Source organism: Flavobacterium sp. ALJ2 (genome assembly GCF_015594725.1).
Lineage (GTDB): Bacteria > Bacteroidota > Bacteroidia > Flavobacteriales > Flavobacteriaceae > Flavobacterium.
Genome location: NZ_JADNRC010000015.1, coordinates 57,418 through 78,958 on the forward strand (window position 1 = coordinate 57,418; position 21,541 = coordinate 78,958).

Annotated in this window: 15 protein-coding genes; 9 read left to right on the forward strand and 6 right to left on the reverse strand. The window is 31.8% G+C overall.

The features are described 5' to 3' along the window. The first annotated feature begins 24 nt into the window (after nucleotides 1–24). Nucleotides 25–1,191, forward strand: coding sequence for an MFS transporter (locus IUY40_RS16025; protein ID WP_195737867.1), 1,167 nt, complete (start codon nucleotides 25–27; stop codon nucleotides 1,189–1,191). Between the two features lie 294 nt (nucleotides 1,192–1,485). Beyond that, a complete protein-coding gene (locus tag IUY40_RS16030) occupies nucleotides 1,486–2,388 on the forward strand; it encodes a carbohydrate kinase (RefSeq protein WP_195737868.1) in 903 nt (300 codons plus the stop codon). A gap of 29 nt (nucleotides 2,389–2,417) precedes the next feature. Here the strand turns inward: IUY40_RS16030 and IUY40_RS16035 are convergent, their stop codons facing one another. Beyond that, nucleotides 2,418–2,924: a CAP domain-containing protein gene (locus tag IUY40_RS16035; RefSeq protein WP_195737869.1), complete on the reverse strand. Its 507-nt coding sequence runs from the start codon at nucleotides 2,922–2,924 to the stop codon at nucleotides 2,418–2,420. 578 nt (nucleotides 2,925–3,502) lie between these two features. Here IUY40_RS16035 and IUY40_RS16040 point away from each other — a divergent pair. Then, nucleotides 3,503–6,058, forward strand: coding sequence for an adenosylcobalamin-dependent ribonucleoside-diphosphate reductase (locus tag IUY40_RS16040; protein ID WP_195737870.1), 2,556 nt, complete (start codon nucleotides 3,503–3,505; stop codon nucleotides 6,056–6,058). A gap of 246 nt (nucleotides 6,059–6,304) precedes the next feature. On the opposite strand, the gene IUY40_RS16045 is transcribed toward IUY40_RS16040, so the two are convergent. After that, entirely contained in the window at nucleotides 6,305–8,929 is a 2,625-nt protein-coding gene (locus IUY40_RS16045; RefSeq protein WP_195737871.1) for a phosphatidylglycerol lysyltransferase domain-containing protein, read from the reverse strand. A gap of 276 nt (nucleotides 8,930–9,205) precedes the next feature. Between IUY40_RS16045 and IUY40_RS16050 the strand changes: the two genes are divergently transcribed. The 4 genes from IUY40_RS16050 to IUY40_RS16065 all read left to right on the forward strand — a co-directional run bounded on the left by IUY40_RS16050 (nucleotide 9,206) and on the right by IUY40_RS16065 (nucleotide 15,767). Then, nucleotides 9,206–12,598 (forward strand): polysaccharide deacetylase family protein, encoded by a 3,393-nt coding sequence (locus IUY40_RS16050; RefSeq protein ID WP_195737872.1) that lies wholly within the window; start codon nucleotides 9,206–9,208, stop codon nucleotides 12,596–12,598. Between the two features lie 134 nt (nucleotides 12,599–12,732). Beyond that, on the forward strand, nucleotides 12,733–13,605 hold the full coding sequence (locus IUY40_RS16055) for a helix-turn-helix transcriptional regulator (RefSeq protein ID WP_229335596.1): 873 nt from the start codon (nucleotides 12,733–12,735) through the stop codon (nucleotides 13,603–13,605). A gap of 91 nt (nucleotides 13,606–13,696) precedes the next feature. Further along, a complete protein-coding gene (locus IUY40_RS16060; protein ID WP_195737873.1) occupies nucleotides 13,697–14,398 on the forward strand; it encodes an ankyrin repeat domain-containing protein in 702 nt (233 codons plus the stop codon). Nucleotides 14,399–14,408: 10 nt separating this feature from the next. Continuing rightward, the gene (locus IUY40_RS16065; protein WP_195737874.1) at nucleotides 14,409–15,767 is read left to right on the forward strand and encodes an amidohydrolase; all 1,359 of its coding nucleotides are present in this window, start codon (nucleotides 14,409–14,411) and stop codon (nucleotides 15,765–15,767) included. A gap of 161 nt (nucleotides 15,768–15,928) precedes the next feature. Here IUY40_RS16065 and metQ read toward each other — a convergent pair whose 3' ends face one another. From metQ to metN, 3 genes are read right to left on the reverse strand one after another with little or no spacing between them, the layout of a single operon-like run. Next, on the reverse strand, nucleotides 15,929–16,747 hold the full coding sequence (metQ, locus tag IUY40_RS16070; RefSeq protein ID WP_195737875.1) for a methionine ABC transporter substrate-binding lipoprotein MetQ: 819 nt from the start codon (nucleotides 16,745–16,747) through the stop codon (nucleotides 15,929–15,931). A 28-nt stretch (nucleotides 16,748–16,775) separates the two neighbouring features. Then, entirely contained in the window at nucleotides 16,776–17,429 is a 654-nt protein-coding gene (metI, locus tag IUY40_RS16075) for a methionine ABC transporter permease MetI (RefSeq protein ID WP_195737876.1), read from the reverse strand. Continuing rightward, nucleotides 17,422–18,453, reverse strand: coding sequence for a methionine ABC transporter ATP-binding protein MetN (metN, locus tag IUY40_RS16080; protein ID WP_195737877.1), 1,032 nt, complete (start codon nucleotides 18,451–18,453; stop codon nucleotides 17,422–17,424). The genes metI and metN overlap by 8 nt, the downstream gene beginning before the upstream one ends. Before the next feature lie 383 nt (nucleotides 18,454–18,836). Between metN and IUY40_RS16085 the strand changes: the two genes are divergently transcribed. Continuing rightward, nucleotides 18,837–20,252, forward strand: coding sequence for a HAMP domain-containing sensor histidine kinase (locus IUY40_RS16085; protein WP_195737878.1), 1,416 nt, complete (start codon nucleotides 18,837–18,839; stop codon nucleotides 20,250–20,252). 63 nt (nucleotides 20,253–20,315) lie between these two features. Next, a complete protein-coding gene (locus tag IUY40_RS16090) occupies nucleotides 20,316–20,729 on the forward strand; it encodes a response regulator (RefSeq protein ID WP_195737879.1) in 414 nt (137 codons plus the stop codon). A 35-nt stretch (nucleotides 20,730–20,764) separates the two neighbouring features. Here the strand turns inward: IUY40_RS16090 and IUY40_RS16095 are convergent, their stop codons facing one another. Then, nucleotides 20,765–21,526, reverse strand: a complete 762-nt coding sequence (locus tag IUY40_RS16095) for a LexA family transcriptional regulator (RefSeq protein ID WP_195737880.1) — start codon at nucleotides 21,524–21,526, stop codon at nucleotides 20,765–20,767. Between the last annotated feature and the right edge of the window lie 15 nt (nucleotides 21,527–21,541).

A 21,541-nucleotide genomic window follows, 5' to 3' on the forward strand; every position in this document is an offset into this window, starting at 1 on the left:
CTATTCCTTTTCTTATCTATTCAAATGAAAAAAAGTCTTATTGCGCTCTCATTGGGCGGTTTAACTATTGGTATCACAGAGTTCGTGATGATGGGTTTATTACCAGACATTGCTCTTAATATGAATGTTTCAATTCCTGTGGCAGGATATTTAATTTCTGCTTATGCTTTGGGTGTTGTAATTGGTGCGCCCTTACTGGTTATTATAGGGAGAAATTATCCACCAAAAAAAATGCTATTAATTTTAGCAATGATGTTGGCTGTGTTTAATGCGCTTTCGATTATTGCACCTACTTATGAAATTTTGTTTGCTTCAAGATTACTCTCAGGGCTGCCACATGGAGCCTTTTTTGGAGTTGGAGCAGTTGTAGCGAGTCGACTTGCGGATAAAGGAAAAGAAGCGCAGGCGGTTTCGATTATGTTTGCTGGATTAACATTGGCTAATTTAATTGGTGTTCCGATTGGAACTTATATTGGTCATCATTTTTTATGGCGCTATACATTTGTTCTCATTGCAGCAATTGGATTGCTTACATTTCTTTTTATTTACTTATGGATGCCAAATTTAGCATCTAATTCAGGTGAAAGTATGAAAAGTCAATTGCAGTTTTTTAAGAGAGCAGAAGCTTGGCTGATTATCGCAATAACTGCTATTGGTTTTGGTGGATTGTTTTCTTGGATTAGTTATATTGCACCTTTACTTACAAATGTTTCTGGGTTTTCTCCTGAAAATGTTCCTTACATTTTAATCTTAGCAGGATTAGGAATGGTAATTGGTAATTTTATTGGAGGGAAATTAGCTGATAAATTTTCACCTGCCAGAACTATAATGATGTTACTATCGGTAATGGCAATCGATTTGTTTTTAGTTTATTCTTTTTCTTCTAATCAATATGCTTCTTTATTTTTAACCTTTTTAACGGGTTGTGTTTCGTTTTCGATTGTAGCACCAATTCAGATGTTAATGATTCAAACAGCAACTGGAGCCGAAATGATTGCTTCAGCTGCAATTCAGGCAAGTTTTAATATAGGAAATGCTTTAGGTGCTTTTTTAGGTGGATTGCCTTTAATCGCTGGATATAGTTATGCTTCACCTAATTTAATAGGTGTTGGAATGTCAATTTTGGGGATACTTATTACTTATATATTTATACAAAGAAAAAGGCGTATTCTTCAATTACAAAAAGTTTAATTACAACCTTAAATTTACTAAAAAGACAAGTCGTATAGACTTGTCTTTTTTGTTTGTAAATATCTCGATGGTATTAATTTTTTTATAATCTTAAAATTATAAAAGTTATCAGTTATTGAAAAATCATATAGCATAGGATTGTAAATAAAAAGTATGATTTTATAGAATAGATACTTAAGACTTAATTCTAAATTTATCTTTTTGAATATAATTTTTGTAAATTACGGCCAACGCGTTAGATTAGTTTGGTTTTACGTTACTGATTTTAATGATAATATCATAAAATATTTTAGTATGAATAAAGATAAAAAACTTAAGGCTGTATCTTATGGCGAGGTACTTTGGGATATTTTTGAGAATGAAAAGAAAATAGGTGGTGCACCTCTTAATGTTGCTTTACGGATGAAAACATTAGGTTGTGATGTTGCGATGATAAGTTGTGTGGGAAATGATGCTGATGGAGTTGCAATTATAGAGCATATTAAGAGTTTAGGACTAGAAACGGATACTATTATTAAATCAGAAGAATTTCCAACAGGTTTAGTTCAGGTTTCTTTAAATGAAAAAGGCTCTGCTAGTTATGAAATTAATTATCCATCGGCTTGGGATAAGATTGTTCTCAATGCTGCTGCCAGAAAATTGGTTACAGAAGCAGATGTACTTATTTATGGGAGTTTAGTTTGTAGAGATTCGGTGTCACGTTTTGCATTAGAAGAACTCCTTAGGAATGACGTATATAAGGTTTTTGATGTTAATTTAAGAAAACCACATTATTCATATGAGATAATTAGAAAGCTAATGCAATCTGCTAATTTTATAAAGTTTAATGATGAAGAGTTATTAGAAATTGCAGCTGTTATGAATTCTCCTTTTACAAGCTTAGAAGAAAATATAGAGTTTATGGCTAAAGAAACAAATTGTAAAGCGCTGTGTGTGACTAAAGGAAAACATGGTGCATTGCTGTTATGGGAAGGTAAGCTGTATCGCAATGATGGTTACTCTATAAAGGTTGCAGATACAGTAGGAGCAGGAGATTCTTTTCTTGCAGCCTTGATTACTTCGTTGCTTGGAAATAATAATAACCCACAAAGAGCAATTAATTTTGCTTGTGCTGTTGGCGCTTTGGTTGCTGAGGCAGTTGGCGCAAACCCTAAAATTTCAAATTCTAAAATAGATGAATTGATGCAAAAAAGTTAATAGTTTATATTTAAAGTAAAATCAACCTACTAATACTTTACAAAGATATTTGTATAATAGTTTCTGCCATTAATTGGGTTTTTAGTTATCGAAATGCCAAAGTTAGTATAATCTCCTGTAATGTTTTTTTTGTGTTCTGGACTAGCTAGCCAAGCGTTAAAGGCAGCTTGAGGAGTTTTGTAGTTGTAAGCAATGTTTTCGCTAACTTTTATAACATCAAGAACTTTGATAATATCTTCTGAGCGAGCTACAAAATTATCATGACTAACTACATTATTACTGATCATATAATTATTGTGTTCTTCGGATTTAACAGAAACGTAGTTTATTGTTTCTAAAGTATTCAAGCCGATACTAGCTCTATATTCATTTATTAAATCTGTTACTTCTAATTCTTCAGGAGTATAATTGTACTCCACATCTGCTTCAGGAATAGGTCCTGATGAAATGCTTTTATTTAGTACATCATTAGTACATGAGAGTAGTGTTAATAGTAATGTTATAATGAATGTAATGTGACTAATTTGTTTGATCATAATGAAATATAATTTGCTGATTCAAAAGTGTTTATTTTGAGTTGCAAAGTTCCGTCAAGTATTTTTTTTCATTTATCACTTAAAATTTTAAAAATAACACGATAAGGTTTTTTTGGGGTGTTAGACAGTAATAGATGGCTTTTCTTAAGAGATTGGCTAGGTTTTTAAAGAGAAAGAGTATTCATTAATTGAACTAAAATAATGCTGATTAAGGGAAAAGTATTTTTAGGTATTTTAAACTATTTGGATGAGTAGATATTCTAAAAAATTAAGATTTGTTAAAACTCTTAATTAATATTCTTTTTTGCTAAAAAAAGAAAGGTATTATTGTGTTTTGTATACTTTTTAACATATTAGTTTTGTTTTCTAGAATATGTGATTTTTACAGAAAACAATAAATGTAATATTATATAAAAAATATATTAATTTGTTAACTTTCTTATGTTGGTAAATTTTTATTTACTTGGTATTTAGCTATTTGAGGTGCTTTGTTTGTGTGCTTTTTGCTTCTGATTTTTTTTATAGTTTAATTGTTTTTAGATTTGCTTCAGAATTAAATACCTAAAATTATCAATATAATGGATGAATCATTAACTACAAAAAATAAAACAATTACCTATTCTCAAGATGAAGTTATACAAGCATCTTTAGCGTATTTTAAGGGAGATAGCCTTGCTGCAACGGTTTGGGTAAGTAAGTATGCTCTTAAAGATTCACAAGGAAATATTTTTGAGTTATCTCCTAATGATATGCATCATCGTATTGCAAATGAAATAGCACGAATTGAAAAAAAATATACTAATCCGCTGTCTGAGGATGAAATTTTTAACTTGATAAAAGATTTTAAATATTTGGTACCTCAAGGTAGCCCTATGACAGGAATCGGAAACCCGTTTCAGGTTGCTTCATTATCAAATTGTTTTGTGATTGGTAACGATAATTCAGACTCGTATGGTGGAATTATGAAAACTGATCAAGAGCAAGTTCAGCTTATGAAAAGACGTGGAGGAGTAGGGCATGATTTATCGCACATTCGACCTAAGGCTTCGCCAGTTAAAAACTCAGCATTGACTTCTACAGGATTAGTGCCATTTATGGAGCGTTACTCTAATTCTACTCGTGAAGTTGCTCAAGATGGTCGTCGTGGGGCATTAATGCTTTCAGTGTCGATTAATCATCCTGACGCAGCTGACTTTATCGACGCTAAAATGGAGCAGGGTAAAGTTACAGGTGCAAATGTTTCTGTTCGTATAGATGATACTTTCATGAAAGCGGTCAAGGAGGATGCTATATATATTCAGAAATATCCAATTTTTAGTGATAATCCATTGTATACAAAAGAGATTAAAGCTAAAGAACTTTGGGGTAAGATTATTCATAATGCGTGGAAATCAGCAGAACCAGGAATTTTATTTTGGGATACCATAATAAATGAATCTTTACCAGATTGTTATGCTGATTTAGGATACAAAACACTATCTACAAATCCGTGCGGAGAGATTCCGCTTTGTGCTTATGATTCTTGTCGTTTATTAGCTATAAATTTATTGTCCTATGTAAATAACCCTTTTACTAAAGAAGCCTCTTTTGATTTTATTCTTTTCAAAAATCATGTCGTAGCTGCTCAAAGGATAATGGATGATATTATTGATCTTGAATTAGAAAAGATTGATGCAATATTAGCAAAAATAGAGGCAGATCCAGAAAGTGATGAAGTGAAAATGGTGGAGAAAAATTTATGGCTTAATATCAGAAATAAAGCGAAAGAAGGGCGCCGTACAGGAATTGGTATTACAGCCGAAGGAGATATGCTTGCTGCACTTGGACTTCGTTACGGAAGCGATGAAGGTGTTATTTTTTCTGAGAAAATACATAAAACACTGGCAATTGAGGCTTATCGTGGCTCAGTGAATCTAGCCAAAGAACGCGGAATGTTTGCTATATATGATTCAGAAAGAGAGAAAAACAATCCCTTCTTGCTTAGATTAAAAGAAGCTGATGAAGAATTGTATCTTCAAATGAAAGAACATGGACGTCGTAATATTGCTTTACTAACTATAGCTCCTACAGGAACAACAAGTTTAATGACTCAAACAACATCGGGTATCGAACCTGTCTTTTTGCCTGTTTATAAACGAAGAAGAAAGGTGAATCCAAATGATAAAGATGCTCGTGTAGATTTTGTTGATGAGGTTGGGGACAGTTGGGAAGAATATGTGGTATTTCATCATAGGTTTAAAGAATGGATGCTTATAAACGGGTATGATATTTCTAAAAACTACAGTCAGGAAGAAATTGATGAGTTGGTAAAAAAATCACCTTATTACAAAGCGACAAGCAACGATATTGACTGGTTAAGTAAAGTTCGTATGCAAGGTAAGATACAAAAATGGGTAGATCATTCAATATCTGTTACCATCAATGTGCCGAATGAAACGCCAGAAGAAATGGTTGACAAATTGTATATGGAAGCATGGGAAGCTGGATGTAAAGGAGTAACAGTATATCGCGATGGCTCACGTTCGGGAGTACTTATTGCGAATACAGAAAAGAAAGAAGAAGCTGTTCAGGCAGTATCAAGTATTTTTCCTACTAAGCGTCCTCAAGTATTAGAAGCTGATGTGGTTCGTTTTCAAAATAGTAAAGACAAATGGATTGCCTTTATAGGTTTGATAGATGGTAAACCATATGAAATTTTCACAGGTCTTGTAGATGATGAAGATGGTATTTTGATTCCGCGTTGGGTATCAGAAGGATTTATTATCAAAAATAAAAATGAAGACGGAAGCAGTCGTTATGATTTTCAGTATAAAAATACTCGAGGTTATAAAACAACTATCGAAGGCCTTTCGCATAAATTTAATCCAGAATATTGGAATTATGCCAAGTTAATATCGAGTACATTGCGACATGGCATGCCTATAGATAAAGCTGTTGAATTAATAGGCAGTCTTCAGTTGGATGGAGAGTCTATTAGTACCTGGAAAAATGGAGTTGCTCGTGCACTTAAACGCTATATCGTTGATGGTACCGAGGCGCATGGTCAAAAATGTAGTAACTGTAATTCGGAGAATCTTATTTATCAGGAGGGTTGTCTTACTTGTAATGATTGCGGTTCTTCTAAATGTGGTTAGGAAGAAAGGTTTCAAGGTCTTGGAACATTAAGGTTCTGAGGTTTTTTATAGGTTAAAATTTTTTAAATGTGTAAAAAAATAACCATACAGATTGGAACTATAAATTAAATAAAAAACGCCTGTAAGGATTTCTTTGCAGGCGTTTTTGGTTATTATATTTATATAAGGTTGTAAAATTATTTTGGGCAAAATGAAGGAAATAAAAATGATTTGAACTTTCATAATTTTAATTTAACTAAAAAAAAATTATAGTTTTATCACTTTTGATAGAACTTGCGGTATTTGTATTAAATCATAATCATCCGTAAAGACAATATATTGGTTATGCCATGAAGGCGAAAACTTTTCTTTAAAATCTCTTAGGCCTTTATAATGCGAAAATGACTTTACTTTTTCATACACATATTTCATTGATTTTTCTTGAATGGTAGTTGGGTTTTTAATGCCGCTCATTGGCGCAAGACCAATATTTACAGCAGTAAGATTTTGAGATTTTAGGTGATTAAAAAGTTCAATTAAAATAAAATCAATTATGCCATTTGGAGCATCAGTAGTTTTTCTAATTAGGTCGTAGGTTCCTTCGTTCTTAGTATAATCTGGAATGATATTAAGAAATGCAATGATTTTTTCTTCGTTATTTTCAACCGTGATTATAGTTTGTTTTTTTAGCTCGTCCCACAAAAAAACACCTTGAGAAAAAAGAATTTCTTTGCGTCCAGTTTCTTCTAGCCATTCGTCGCTAACGGATTGTATTTTTTGTAATACCCCGTCTTTTATAGGAGGTAAATTGATAGTGGTTTTTAACTGTAAGTCACTAATTTTCTTTAATCCATTACGTAACGATTTTTTACTACCCCCTTCTAAATTAAAAGTTGTTAAGTCAACAACTCCCTCTTGACCAATAAAAAAATATTTTTTACCAAGTGATTTATATACTTCCAGATTTTCTTCGGGAATACGATAATAAATGCTTTTTAATCCAGCTTCATAACAATAATTGTCAAATTCAATTATACATTGCTTTATTTCGACTTCATTTTTTGCGACAGGATTTTCAAGTACTACAGCATAATTACCAGAAATTCGATAAGCAATAAAAGCATCATTGTTTTGTGAAATGAATAAAAGTTTATCAAAGTAAGTTTTAAAATAATCTAAAGAAGAATTTCCGTATTTTTTTAGAAGTTCTTTTACAATTTCTTTTTCTGCAGTTGTAACAGAATTTTTTAATATATAAGGTTTTATTAACGTATAAATTAAAAAGGCGAAAGAAATAAACCCGCTAATTTTAATTGATGCTAGAAAATGTTTTGAAAAATTATCTAAAGGAATCAAATCGTAACTCCCCAGCAAAAAGTAATTTTGCAAAGTATATCGAATGGATTGACCGATGCTAAAATCAATATTAAAATGTTTTTTATCTAAAAAATAAAAACCGATAATGCCGTAAATTAGTACCGCTATTATACTTGAAATTGCAGTTTGTAAACCCAATAGACGGAGTCTGGGATTGGTTTTGACATAATATTCTTTTCGGGTTGCAATTAAACTGATGCATACTATTAGCGCAAGAGTCGATTCTTCAAAATCTATTGCTTTAGTAAGATTCCCTATAAGAGAAATTATCGATAATGCTAAACCAAACCACCAAGCCATTTTTAAGCCTTTTAGCATAAATGATGAGGTAACTAATAAGAATAGCCCCGATGTAAAAACTAGATAATTAGATAGATGGATTGCTTCTAGAGGTAAAAAGCCTTTTAATTGCATTAATCGGCCACTAATTGCAGGAGTTAGGACTGAAATGATATTAATTATTCCAAGGAGAAATAGTAATAAGGCCGGAATAATTCTCATTAAGAGTTTATTTATTTTAGATAAAAAAGTTAGCATTCCTGCGAATAATGGAAGCCAAAATTCAAATACCCGATATAGTAACGTAATAGAAATTGCCTCGGCATTGGTAAAACCATAACGTATTAATATAAAACCCATTGAAACCTCTACAGGCCCCAGCCCTCGAAGAAAAGGGGATATGATAAGAAAGATAACTGCTATTATATATCCCATGGATGCAGCAACTAATGAAGGTTCAAGCTGTAGTGCTATCATAGCAATATACAAATGTACAACCCCAATTATGTCAATAAGAATAGAGATGAAAACGGTACGAATAAATTTGTTTCTATTGATATTATGATTTTGCAAATCGGTTATGAATATTTCAGTTTTTGGAAACCATTTTAAAAATAATTTGTTTGCGAATCCTTTGTTTACCATTGAATTAAACAATGCAAACAATACAAGAATTAATAGAATGATTATAGACATTCCGATCCATTCGCTAGAAGTAATTGTACCATTTAGTAGTGTATAAATAAACAAAGGGATTCCAACTATTACTACTGACAAGATGCCAATAAATCCATAAATAGTCGATGCCAAATGTACTTGTGTTTTTTCAACACCTTTTTCTATTATCGATTCTGTAAAAAAATAGAGTGAAGTCACACCGCCAGCAGGAATAAAAACGCTAATAAAATTTCGTTTTAAAAATAAAGAGAGCGCTTGCTTAAGTTTAATCCGAACTCCAATTGCCGAAAAAGAGTTTATGTACATTAATCCCTGGAGGAGAATGTAGAGCATAGTTGTGAAAAATCCAGCAATTATCCATTGAATTTTTGCATTTGTAAAACTATTCTTGATCTGAGATAATTCAGTTTGTTCTTGTTTAACAAACCAAATAGCAACTCCAAGAAAGAAAAGGGTTACTATAAATTGGGTTAATATTTTTCCGTTTCTAGATAATAACGGGATACTTCTTTCTTTGATTTTTTGGAAGTAATTATTGACTTTTGATAGTGTTTTCAATATTGTATTAATTAAGTGTCTTATTATGAATATATTGTATTGAATTTTAAAATATAATAAATAATTTAATTAGTATAAATATACATGGTAAATTATTAAAAGTTAATCTGTTTTTCATTTAAGTGAAGTAATTTTAAATTTAAATTAAACCAAGGATTAATTTAAAAAACATTACAAATCATGAAATTCCTTGATTGAGTATTTTATAAAAAAGGAAGGTTTTTTGAGGTAATAGTAAAAGATTAATTATAACAGCAAATTATACATAAATACTACATGGAGAATAAAAAACAAGTATTTCAGACCAACACTAAGTATCGTTGGAGAAGTTTTCAGTGGTCAACAAGATTTGTTATATTTATTATCCTCTTAATGATTCCGATTTTCTTCATCACGCTAAAAAGAGGGTTGAAACCAGCATTACCTCTTTTGGGTACCAATGTAAAAACAGAACTAAGTTTAACTAACCCGATTGTTCCAGAAGAACTAAGTGCGAAAGAATTAAAAAAATATAAAGGATTTGATTATTTCTTAAGAGAAAAGAGAAAAATAGAAAAACTAAGAACAAAACCAGCTGTTATAAATATACAACAAGTAAGGGCTGCTTTTTATGTTGATTGGGATCCACAGAGCTTATTCTCATTGCAAAAGAATATCAATAAACTTAATATGGTTATTCCAGAATGGTTTTTTATTGATCCTAAAACCGATTTATTGCGAACAGAAATTGATACTGCGGCATTGAAAGTAATGAAGAAAAGTCATGTAAAAATAGTTCCGATAATTAATAATATCAATGAATCACTCGGGGAAGGTGAATTTGATGGGAATCTAATTCATCGTATTCTTCATGATAAAACAAAAAGAGAAAGACTAATTAATGATATTGTAAAGAATCTTAAACAATATGAATTACAGGGTATTAATATTGACTTTGAAGAGTTTAAAGAAAATAGTGATGAACCGATTATAGCTTTCCAAAAAGAACTTTATGAAAAATTAAAACCTTTAGGATATTTAGTTACGCAGGATATAATGGCTGGTGATACCGATTTTAATATAAAAGCGTTATCCCAATATAATGATTATATGTTTTTAATGGCTTATGATGAGCATTATAGCGGTAGTGTACCAGGAGATATTAGCAGCCAGAAGTGGATAGAAAGAATATTAGACGAAACCGTTAAAGAAATCCCTTCGGATAAAATCATACTTTGTTTTGCAGGTTATGGATATGATTGGCAACAAAACAGCCAAGGAGTGACAGTAAGTTATAATGAAGCAATTGCTCTAGCCAAACAATATGGCGCAACTATCAAATTTAATAATGATAGTTATAATAACTCTTTTAGTTATCGAGATGGTAACGAGAAAGAACATAAAGTTTATTTTGCAGATGCAGCTACCAACTTTAATACTATCCGATTTGCCGATGAATATGGAATTGCTGGAACGGCATTGTGGAGATTAGGAAGTGAAGATCAGCGATTGTGGAGCTATTATCAGCGAAGTTTAACCAATGCCAGTATTAAAGAAAATCCATTTAATTTTAAAAAACTCAAACATGTAAACACAAGATTCGAAACGCCTGATTATATAGGAGATGGCGAAATACTAGATGTTATTACAGATCCACAACCTGGAATTATAAATCTTGAAACAGATCCTGTTGAGTCTATAATTACAGAACAAAGTTATGTGCAATTGCCAACTAAATATGTAATTAGCAAGTTTGGGAATGTTCAGAAGCAAGTAGTTTTAACGTTTGATGACGGTCCTGATCCTACTTATACGCCACAAATATTAGATATCTTAAAGAAAGAAAAAGTACCAGCAGTTTTCTTTATCATAGGATTGCAAGGGGAGGGTAATATTCCTTTACTGCAAAGAATTTACAATGAAGGACACGAAATAGGTAACCATACTTTTACGCATCCCAATATAGCATTGGTTAGTTCAGAAAGAGCTTCGGCAGAAATGGAAACAACAAGATTGTTGATAGAAGCAGTTACAGGAAGGAGCACAGTGCTTTTTAGAGCTCCTTATAATGCAGATGCAGAACCGACTACTGAAGCCGAATTAAGACCTGTTGCATTAAGTAAAATTCAAAATTATTACACAGTAGGTGAAAGCATTGATCCTAACGACTGGGAGAAAGGAGTTAGCGCCGATACTATTTATTCAAGAACAATAAAACAGTATGAAGCTAATCCTGATAAAGGAATTATTTTGTTGCACGATGCTGGTGGAAACAGACAAGCAACTGTAGATGCTTTACCAAGAATAATTAAATATTTTAAAGATAGAGGGATTCAGTTTACAACAGTTTCGCATTTGTTGGGTAAAACAAAAAATGAAATTATGCCCAAGGCAAAAGGAGATTATATAACATTGGATAATATAGTTTTTGATTTTGTATATTGGTTTGGACAATTTATAACAGCTACGTTTTGGGTTGCTATTTTTCTAGGTTTTTTACGTATTGCACTTATGGCAGGAATGGCATTTATAAAAAAATGGAAAGATCATAAATACCCGCCTGTTTACAATCCAATTATTGGTTCCTCCCCAAAAGTGAGTATTATTGTACCTGCTTATAATGAAGAAATAAATGCAATAAAAACTATAGAGAATTTACTTCGCCAGGATTATTCTGATTTTGATATTGTTTTTGTAGATGATGGATCAAAAGACCGCACCTTTAAAATGGTAAGTGATGCTTTTAAAAATAATCCTGTTGTAAAAGTACATACCAAACTTAACGGAGGTAAAGCTTCGGCATTAAATTATGGTATTACACTTACACAAAATGATTATGTAGTATGTATCGATGCTGATACGCAACTCAAAACGGATGCGATTTCGCAATTGATGAAAGGTTTTAGAATGCAGTTAAAAAACAATCAGGAAATTGGAGCTATCGCGGGAAATGTGAAAGTAGGAAATGAAAATACGATGCTTACCAAATGGCAGAGTATTGAATATACTACAGCTCAAAATTTTGACAGAAGAGCTTTTGATTTAATCAACGGTATAACAGTTGTTCCGGGTGCAATTGGAGCATTTAAAAAAGAAGCTATCAAAAAAGCAGGAGGTTTTACAACTGATACTCTTGCCGAAGATTGTGATTTGACTATTCGCATACTAAGAAATGATTATCGCATTATAAATTGTATAGAAGCTATTGCAGTAACTGAAGCTCCAGAAAGTCTTAACGAGTTTATGAAGCAAAGGTTTCGATGGAGTTATGGTATAATGCAGGCTTTCTGGAAAAATAGAGATGCTTGTTTTAATCCAAAATTCAAAGGATTAGGAATGGTGTCGTTACCAAATCTATTAATTTTTCAGATAATATTGCCTGTTTTTGCTCCTCTGGCCGATTTAGTACTGATACTGAGTTTAATTTGGAACCATAACGATATAGACAGTTTGCACAAAATAGGAATTTATTACATAGTTTTTATGTTGGTGGATATGTTGGTAAGTCTTGTTGCTTTTATATTCGAAAAAGAAAAACTAACAAAATTAATCTGGCTGATACCTCAACGATTTGTATACCGACAATTGATGTATGTTATATTATTTAAGGCATTAAGAAGAGCTATAAAAGGAGAAAGTCAGAGTTGGGGAGTACTTACCCGTACAGGAAATGTAGAGACTCTTAAATAGATTAATTCAATACGAAGAATAAATATACTTGAGATATTTATTCTTCGTATTAATCTACATTGTAAAAAAATAGGAGTCATTTTATAGAATTAATTATATATTTTTGGAAGAGTATAATTAATAGTACCATTATCTTGAGCAACTATTCCATTCCTATTTTATCTGTTGGTAATATTCTTGGTGAAGAAACTTTGGGTATTACACTATTTCAGCATAGCGTAAAGGGACGAGATGCATTTGAGGAACCTCACAAACATGATTTTTACATGTTATTTTTTGTAGAGAAAGGTACAGGATTTCATAATATAGATTTTACACAGCATACAGTAGCAGATAATCAGGTTTATTTTATACGGCCAGGGCAAGTACACAATTGGTTACTTAATGCAAATACGATAGGATTTCAGCTTATGGTTTCGGCTGAGGTAATTACTGTTTTTTCTAATTTATCACAGCTTCCATATTTTGGACAAAGCGTTCCGTCATGCCTTTCTTTAACGAAAGAAGAATTTCAAAAAAATAAAAATCATCTGCAAGAGATAGAAATTGGACTTTCTCAAAACGATTTACTTACAAAAGAAATAATTTTACTTCGCTTGCATTTACTTTTTAAGCTATTGCAAAAAGATTATTTGGAACAGTTTCCTGAATATCATTTTTCGGGTAGGCCAGAAAAAGTAATAAAGAAGTTTAATGATTTAGTAGATGCTAATTTTCAAACAGAGTCTTCAGTAGGTTTTTATGCTGATAGACTCAGTATTACTCCTAATTATCTAAACATACTTTCTCAGAAGTATTTAATGATGCCTGCAAGCGACGTGATAAAAGAAAGAACAATTCTCGAAGCCAAACGATTGCTTACTAGCACCGATTTATCTATAAAAGAAATAGCCTACCAATTGGGCTTTAATGATAACGGCTATTTTAGTAAGGTTTTTAAAAAATATGCAGGAAAAACACCAGGCGATTTTAAAGAAAGTTATAATCTTTACCATCCTTCTCATTAATAATACCATTGCCGTTAAAAAATCTAACCGATTTTTGTAAACAATTAATAACAATTGTTTTCCGGAAACAATTATGAATTTTAAAAATGATATGGAAAAAAATAAAAACAGAAGCAATCTGCGATATTGCTCGATTTTATATGTTCTAATATTAATGGGATGTTCTTCTAAACAAACAGATTTAAAAACAGATAAGATGAAAGATAAAACACTTATGGAAGCGGTTGAAGCGGGAGATATTGATAATGTAATTGCACTTTTAAAAGAAAAACCTTCTTTAGAAACAAAAAATATTGATGGAGAAACTCCTTTAATGAGGGCTGTTTATAATCAGGATAATGTAATAGCAACAGTATTAATTAATGCGGGTGCCAATGTAAATGCGCAAGATAAAATGCTCAATAGTCCATTTTTATATGCTGGAGCAGAAGGGAATCTTGAGATCGTAAAATTGGCTTTAAATCATGGAGCAAATTTTGGCGTATATAATCGTTATGGAGGTTCGGCACTTATTCCAGCTGCTGAAAAAGGACATCTGGATGTGGTAAAATTGTTAGTTAACACACCTAATTACCCTAAAGATCATATTAATAATTTGGGATGGACTGCATTATTAGAAGCAGTCATACTTAGTGATGGAGGTAAAGTGCATGTAAATATTGTAAAAGCATTAATTGCAGGCGGCTGTAATGTAAATATTGCAGATAAAAACGGTATAACATCATTAGCGCATGCTAAAAAAAGTGGGTACACAGAAATGATAAAAGTATTAGAAGAAGCTAAAGGAAAATAAAATATAACGTATGGAAGAAAATACAATAAGCCGAAAAAAATTTTTAGGATTGGGAGCAGCAGCTACAGGTGCCGCATTGTTTTCGGGAATAGGCGTTACAGCAATGACACAAGAACAGGCAGAGGATGGGAAGAAGTCAGCTTTAAAAGAATATATTTTAAGTAATGTAAGATTAGAAGAAGGTTTTGAATACAATGAAAAAAATGAAGTTGTTGCGACAAAAACAGCTTTATATAATTTGCATATTGCAGATGGTAAAATAAAAAGTATTACTAAAAATAAACCAGTAACAAAATTAAAAACGGTTGATGGCAAAGGATTTTTAATGCTTCCAGGATTACGAGATATGCATATTCATATTGATAAAACGTATTATGGAGGGAACTGGAATGCTGCGCCTAGAAAAGGATATACAGTAAAAGATATGATAACGCTGGAGCAAAAAATTATACCGCAATTGCTCACGGATTCTCAGTATAAAGCAGAAGAAGCGATTAAACTTATGCAAAGCCAGGGAAGCTATTTTTCCCGTTGTCAATGTAATATTGATCCAGTTAGCGGATTAAAAAGCTTAGAACATTTACTTGCGGCTTTAGATAAAAATAAAGATAGTTTTGGGTGGGAAATTGTAGCTTTTCCACAACATGGAATTTTATATTCACAATCGGAATCGTTACTACGAGAAGCTGCAGCAATGGGAATAGATTTCATCGGAGGATTAGATCCAACAAATGTAGATGGAAATATGGAAAAATCGTTGGATACAATGGTTCAAATTGCAATTGATACTAATAAAGGAATTGATATTCATTTGCATGAAGGACTTCCATCGGGTAAAGCCGCGATAGAACATATTATCAAAAGAACTGAAGAAAATAAGCAACTGCAAGGAAAAACATATATAAGTCATGGTTTTGCTTTGGCAAAAATGGAGCCTAAAGATTTAGAAAAAGTTGCAGAACAAATGGGAGTACTTGGTATAGGAGTCGTTTCGACAATTCCTATTGGTAAAACGATAATGCCGATTCCAACTTTAAAAAAATATGGTGTGAAATTAATGACAGGTACAGATAGTATCGTAGATCATTGGATGCCTTTTGGGACTTGTGATATGCTTGAAAAGGCAAAATTATGTGCACAACTTTATGGTTGGACAGATGAGTATAGTTTAAGCCGTGCCTTGCATATTGCTACAACAAACGAGGTATTGCCACTTAACGATGCAGGAAACAGGGTATGGCCAGCAATAGGAAATGACGCTAATTTTATTTTGGTAAAAGCAAGTTGTTCAGCCGAAGCTGTAGCTCGTTTGCCGAAAAGAGAAGGTGTATTCTTTAATGGGAAAATGATAGCTGGGGAGATGGTTTAGAAAGGTTCAAAGGTTGTGAGATGCGAAGTTTATTATCAGAGGCAATTTTCAGTGGATTGTGTAGAAAGAAAAAAAGTAAAAGGCAGATGAGATATTAATACAATATCTTATCTGCCTTTTACTGTAGTTGCAACTGCCAACTGAATATTGGTACTAAAAGATTACCAGCCCTTAACAGCGCCTCCTTTAAATTCTTTTTCAGCGACTTTTGCTACTTCTTCAGATTGGAATGCTTTAAGAAAGTTTTTAACCTTTTCTTCGTTTTTATTATCTTCTCTAGAAACAATTAAGTTTACATATGGAGAATCTTTATCTTCTACAAACAAGGCGTCTCTAGACGGTACAAGACCAGCTTGAGAGGAGAAAGTATTGTTGATAATTGCAATAGTTACATTAGCATCGTCAAGCGCTCTTGCTATTTGTGGCGCTTCTAATTCCATTATTTTTAGGTTCTTAGGGTTTTCGGCAATATCAGTTACTTTTGGCAAAAGCCCAACGCCATCTTTAAGTTTTATAAGACCGTTTTTTTGCAATAATAGTAACGAACGGCCACCATTTGTAGGATCATTAGGAATAATAATTGTGCTTTCTGGCTGTAATTCGGCAAGTGTTTTTATTTTTTTAGAATATCCAGCGATAGGATAAACAAAGGTTTTCCCGATGATAGCAAGTTTATACCCTCTTTGTTTAGATTGTTCATCAAGATAAGGTTTGTGCTGAAATGCGTTTACATCAATATCACCTTGGTTTAATGCTTCGTTAGGAACTACATAATCGTTAAATGTAATTAGCTCTACATCCAGTCCGTATTTTTCTTTTGCAACTTTTTGGGCTGCTTGAGCAACTGCAAATTCTGGTCCTGCAGCAACTCCAACAATGATATGATTAGGGTCGTTTTTTTTCTCTTTCCCACAGTTTGCAAATACTAATGTAAGTAGTGCTATTCCGGCTAGTATTGAAAATTTATTTCTTGTATTCATGTTCTTATTTTAATATTAAAATTATTTTTTATCTGTGATCAAAACGTTTTGAAAGTGCATCTCCCGCAAATTGTATAATAAATACAAGAGCAACAAGAAGAATCAATACCGCATTCATGATGGTAGCATCATAACCAATATACCCATATTGATACCCAATTTGTCCTAAACCACCAGCGCCTACAGCACCACCCATTGCAGAATAACCTACAAGTGTAATTAAGGTAATTGAAGCAGCATTGATAATCGACGGAAGTGCCTCTGGTAACAATACTTTATATACAATCTGAAAAGGAGTTGCTCCTAATGCTCTTGCAGCTTCTATTAATCCTGAAGGCAATCCTAAAAGACTGTTTTCGACCAATCTTGCGATAAATGGTGCAGCTCCAATGCTAAGTGGTACTAATGCAGCACTCACTCCAATAGAAGTTCCTACTAATGCTCTGGTAAAAGGAATCATCCAAACAATTAAAATGATGAAAGGAATAGATCTGAATATGTTAACTATAACCGACAAAATTCGGTTAAATAAAACATGTTCCATAATTTGTCCCTTGCGGGTTAGGAATAGAAATATCCCTGCTGGAAGCCCCAAGATAAAACCAAAGAAACCAGAAAGTAAGGTCATTGTAATGGTTTCTAATGTACCTTTTAATAATAATATTATAATAGATTCAGACATAGCCTAATATTTCAGTTTTTATGTGTTTTTCTTTAAAAAAATTAATTGCTTGATCTTGCTCACTTTCGTCACCAGAAAGTTCTACAATAAGAATTCCAAAATTTACGTCACCAGCAAATGCAGTTTGTGCGGTTATAATATTGGCATTAATATTAAATTTGCGTGCTGCTTGGGTGAGTATAGGCTCGTTTACCGACTTACCATTTAACTCTAATCGCAATAAAGGATTTAGTCCTTTTTTATAAGCTACAGAAAGGCGTTCTTGATATATTTCAGGAATTTCAATATGTAACGAAGAAGCAATAAATTCACTTGTTAAAGGATGCTTTGGATTGGCAAAAATTTCACCAATAGTTCCTTGCTCGATTAATTCACCATTACTAATCACAGCAACTTCATCACAAATGGCTTTTACAACTTCCATTTGATGAGTAATAAGTAAGATGGTAATATTTAATCGTTTGTTTATGTCTTTTAGTAAATCCAAAATAGATCTTGTGGTTCCTGGGTCCAAAGCACTTGTCGCTTCATCACACAGTAATACTTTAGGATTATTAGCCAAAGTTCTTGCAATAGCCACACGTTGTTTTTGTCCTCCAGAAAGACTAGCAGGATAATCATTTATTTTTTCTTCAAGACCTACAAGCTCTAGTAATTCTTTTACTCGGGTCTTAATTTCGTCTTTAGAAACTCCCGCTAGCTCCAACGGAAAAGCTACATTACCAAAAACAGTTCTAGATGAAAGTAGATTAAAATGCTGAAAAATCATTCCGATTTGTCTTCTTTCCTGTGCTAGTTCAGCATTCGATAGTTGTAATAATGATTTCCCATCAATGATTACATCCCCCGAAGTAGGTTTCTCTAATAAATTAATGCAACGTATAAGGGTGCTTTTTCCTGCTCCCGAAGTACCAATTACACCAAAAATTTTCCCTTGCGGTACATGAAGAGAGACATTCTTAAGGGCTGTAATTTCCCTTCCAGTCTTGTAAAACTTCTTGGTTATATTTTTTAATTCTATCATATCTAACTATTTGTATGCATTAATAAAATAAAGGAAGTGTCAAACTCTTATAGAATTAAAGGAAATTTAATATGCCTTTTTATTTATATCCTCTAAATTATGGTGCAAATGTAACTCAGATTTTGGTTATATTAAAATCTATAGGTTAAGTAGAATACCAATAAAATGTTAATTTTTGAAGCGAATTTTACTTGATGTGCTGATTTACAGTGTGCAGTTTTTTTACTCCAGAGATTAAATTAATATTATAAATAAAGTTAAACTTGTTAAAATAATGTATGTGCTTTTATTTTTTTTTTGTTAGAATTATCTAATAAATGCTTAAATTTAAATCAATTTTAATTGACTTGGTATAAATAAGCCTCATAATCACTATTTATAATATGCCTAAAACCAAAATTATAGAAAACCTTAAGCTCCCAAATGTTTACATTCTTTTACTAATAGTATTTTTATCTTGTGCATTTTTAATTTTTATTAATTTTTATACAATTAAGATTTTATCTGTAAATAGAGCGTATGTTAATGGAGAGTCACACTATTCAAAAGGACAGAAAGATGCAGTAAGACACCTTATAACATATTTGTATACAGAAGATGAAGAGCAGTGGAAATTATATCAGGAAGAATTAAAAGTACCTCAAGGTGATTGGATTGCCAGAATAGTACTCTTAAATAATGGAGATGTTAATACTGTTAAAAATGGATTAAGAGATGGTCGCAATCATGAAAAGGATTTAGACGATATGATTTGGCTGTTTAGAAACTTTAAATCCGTTTCTTTTTTAGCAAAAGCCATTAATGAGTGGGAACAGGCAGATAACTTAGTTAATGAATTAGCTGAGGTTGGGAAAACAATTGATAAAAAAATAAAAACGTCTAGTTTAAGTGAAGCAGATCAAAAAAACTTTCTTAATTTAATTAGTGTAATAAGTGATAAGTTAACAATAAATGAGCGTGAATTTTCGGATATATTAGGAGAAGGAACACGTGTAATTAAAGATCAACTGATCTTTACTAACATTGTTTTTATTTTAATAATTGTTAGTAGTGTTTGTATCTATTATTCAATAATGGTTAAAAATATTATAATATCGAAAAAGGAAGTTGAAACGAATAATGAAAATTTAATTCTTGCTAATAAAGAACTGGATAGATTTGTTTACAGCGCTTCACATGATTTAAGGTCTCCAATAACTTCCCTCAAAGGGTTGATAGAGATTACTCAAATGGAGGATGACTTAGGTCAAATAAGAGAATACCTAAATTTGATGAAATTAAGCTTAATTAAGCAAGATCAATTTATAAGTGATATTATTGATTACTCTAAAAACAAAAGAAAAGGAGTTGTTTTAGAATATATTAGTTTAATAAGTTTGTTTGAAGGAGCGATAATACAGCATACACACATAAAGAATTCAGATCGTATTATAGTAGATATTGAAATTTTAGTAGACGTAATTAAAAGTGATAGTCTTAGATTAAAAATTATCATACACAATTTACTCTCTAATGCTATTAAATATGCAGATGAAAGTAAGCAAGAAATGCGTATTTTAATTAAGACTTATAGTGAAGGTGATTTTTATAAAATAGAAGTAATTGATAATGGAATTGGAATTAAACCAGAATTTAAAGAACATATATTCGAAATGTTCTATGTTATTGATAGTAATAAAGGTTCGGGATTAGGTTTGTATATACTGAAAGAAGCTGTAAAAAGTCTTAATGGTAGTATTGAGATAGAATCTGAATTTGCTGTTGGAAGTAAGTTTGTAGTAACAATACCTAGATTATAGTATATAATTTAAGAAATAAAAATAAAATGTTAATACCATATTCCCCAAAATAGTATCAACACCATGGAATCTAAATATGTTTTTTTGCTGATAGAAGATAGCGATATCGATAAGCTAGTTATAAAACAACTGCTTAAAAAGGTACTTGATGTAACTCATGTAAATGCTGTTAATAATGGTAAAGAGGGAATAGAATGGATTGTAGATAATCGTAAAAATTTTTCTCAATCTCTAGTTATTCTTCTTGATATTCAAATGCCAATAATGACTGGTTTTGAATTTCTTATTGAGTATGATAAGCTTTCAGAAGATTTAAGGCATGAAACTCAAATATTTGTTCTTTCGTCTTCATTAGTAAGAGAAGAAATAAAACGAATTAAAAGTAATCGATATGTTACCGATTTTTTGAGTAAACCCATCGCTATTAAAGAGTTTGGAGATATATTATATCCAACTTTAAAGAGAAAAATGGTGTAGGATAAATGGAATTTAGGTGATTATATTTTTAAAAATCAACTATTTTTTAGCGCTTTGATTTCGTTTTTTAATTCTAAAAACATAGTTTTAACATCGTCTATTTCTGAAGTTTTTTGTTCTTTATCATTTCGACCAATGTTACATACATATTCCCAAATTTCTAAAATATTTGAAGCTTTTACTAAATATGGTGGGTAAAAAGTATTATCAGAATGTGCCATTAAATCATTCTTTCCATTTTTGTTAAGACGTTTGTAAACTATACCATCAGTTTTTGTAATAAGAATATAAGTTCTGCCATCAAGGACCTCGCCTAAATTCTCTATATAGCGACCAACTATAAAAGACCCACTTTCATGCGGAGGCATAGAATCTCCTTCAACCGGAAAAGCCCTGTGTTTTCCGTGGCCTAAGAACGGAAGTGAGATATGCTGTAAGTTTTCGATAAACTCAGGATCAGCGTAACCAGTAAGGTATCCTGCTTTTGCTTTATGCGGAATGATTTCGATTAAATTATCACCATTTTTATCAACTGTAATTGGTAATAATATTCGGTTATCTCCTAATTTTAGTAATTCGCCCATAGGAATTTTTTTCATTTCTACCGAAAGCAAAATATCAATACTAATGTGAAAAAAGCGAGATATAGCTACTAATATTTCCGGTGGAGGCGAATTTTTTCCATCTTCATATTTGGCATAACGATCACGAGAGATGTGTAAACCTTCGGCTACTTCACGTTGTGAAATTTCCTTTCGGGCTCTAAGGTGCTTAATATTTTCAGAAAATAACGACATATGTTAATGGGATAA

What these genes read in the sequence shown, in the direction of transcription:
- IUY40_RS16095 (WP_195737880.1), bottom strand. Translation starts at nt 21,526, where the DNA reads ATGTCGTTATTTTCTGAAAATATTAAGCACCTTAGAGCCCGAAAGGAA.
- IUY40_RS16065 (WP_195737874.1), top strand. Translation starts at nt 14,409, where the DNA reads ATGGAAGAAAATACAATAAGCCGAAAAAAATTTTTAGGATTGGGAGCA.
- IUY40_RS16035 (WP_195737869.1), bottom strand. Translation starts at nt 2,924, where the DNA reads ATGATCAAACAAATTAGTCACATTACATTCATTATAACATTACTATTA.
- metN (WP_195737877.1), bottom strand. Translation starts at nt 18,453, where the DNA reads ATGATAGAATTAAAAAATATAACCAAGAAGTTTTACAAGACTGGAAGG.
- IUY40_RS16090 (WP_195737879.1), top strand. Translation starts at nt 20,316, where the DNA reads ATGGAATCTAAATATGTTTTTTTGCTGATAGAAGATAGCGATATCGAT.
- metI (WP_195737876.1), bottom strand. Translation starts at nt 17,429, where the DNA reads ATGTCTGAATCTATTATAATATTATTATTAAAAGGTACATTAGAAACC.
- IUY40_RS16025 (WP_195737867.1), top strand. Translation starts at nt 25, where the DNA reads ATGAAAAAAAGTCTTATTGCGCTCTCATTGGGCGGTTTAACTATTGGT.
- IUY40_RS16085 (WP_195737878.1), top strand. Translation starts at nt 18,837, where the DNA reads ATGCCTAAAACCAAAATTATAGAAAACCTTAAGCTCCCAAATGTTTAC.
- IUY40_RS16060 (WP_195737873.1), top strand. Translation starts at nt 13,697, where the DNA reads ATGGAAAAAAATAAAAACAGAAGCAATCTGCGATATTGCTCGATTTTA.
- IUY40_RS16040 (WP_195737870.1), top strand. Translation starts at nt 3,503, where the DNA reads ATGGATGAATCATTAACTACAAAAAATAAAACAATTACCTATTCTCAA.
- IUY40_RS16030 (WP_195737868.1), top strand. Translation starts at nt 1,486, where the DNA reads ATGAATAAAGATAAAAAACTTAAGGCTGTATCTTATGGCGAGGTACTT.
- IUY40_RS16050 (WP_195737872.1), top strand. Translation starts at nt 9,206, where the DNA reads ATGGAGAATAAAAAACAAGTATTTCAGACCAACACTAAGTATCGTTGG.
- metQ (WP_195737875.1), bottom strand. Translation starts at nt 16,747, where the DNA reads ATGAATACAAGAAATAAATTTTCAATACTAGCCGGAATAGCACTACTT.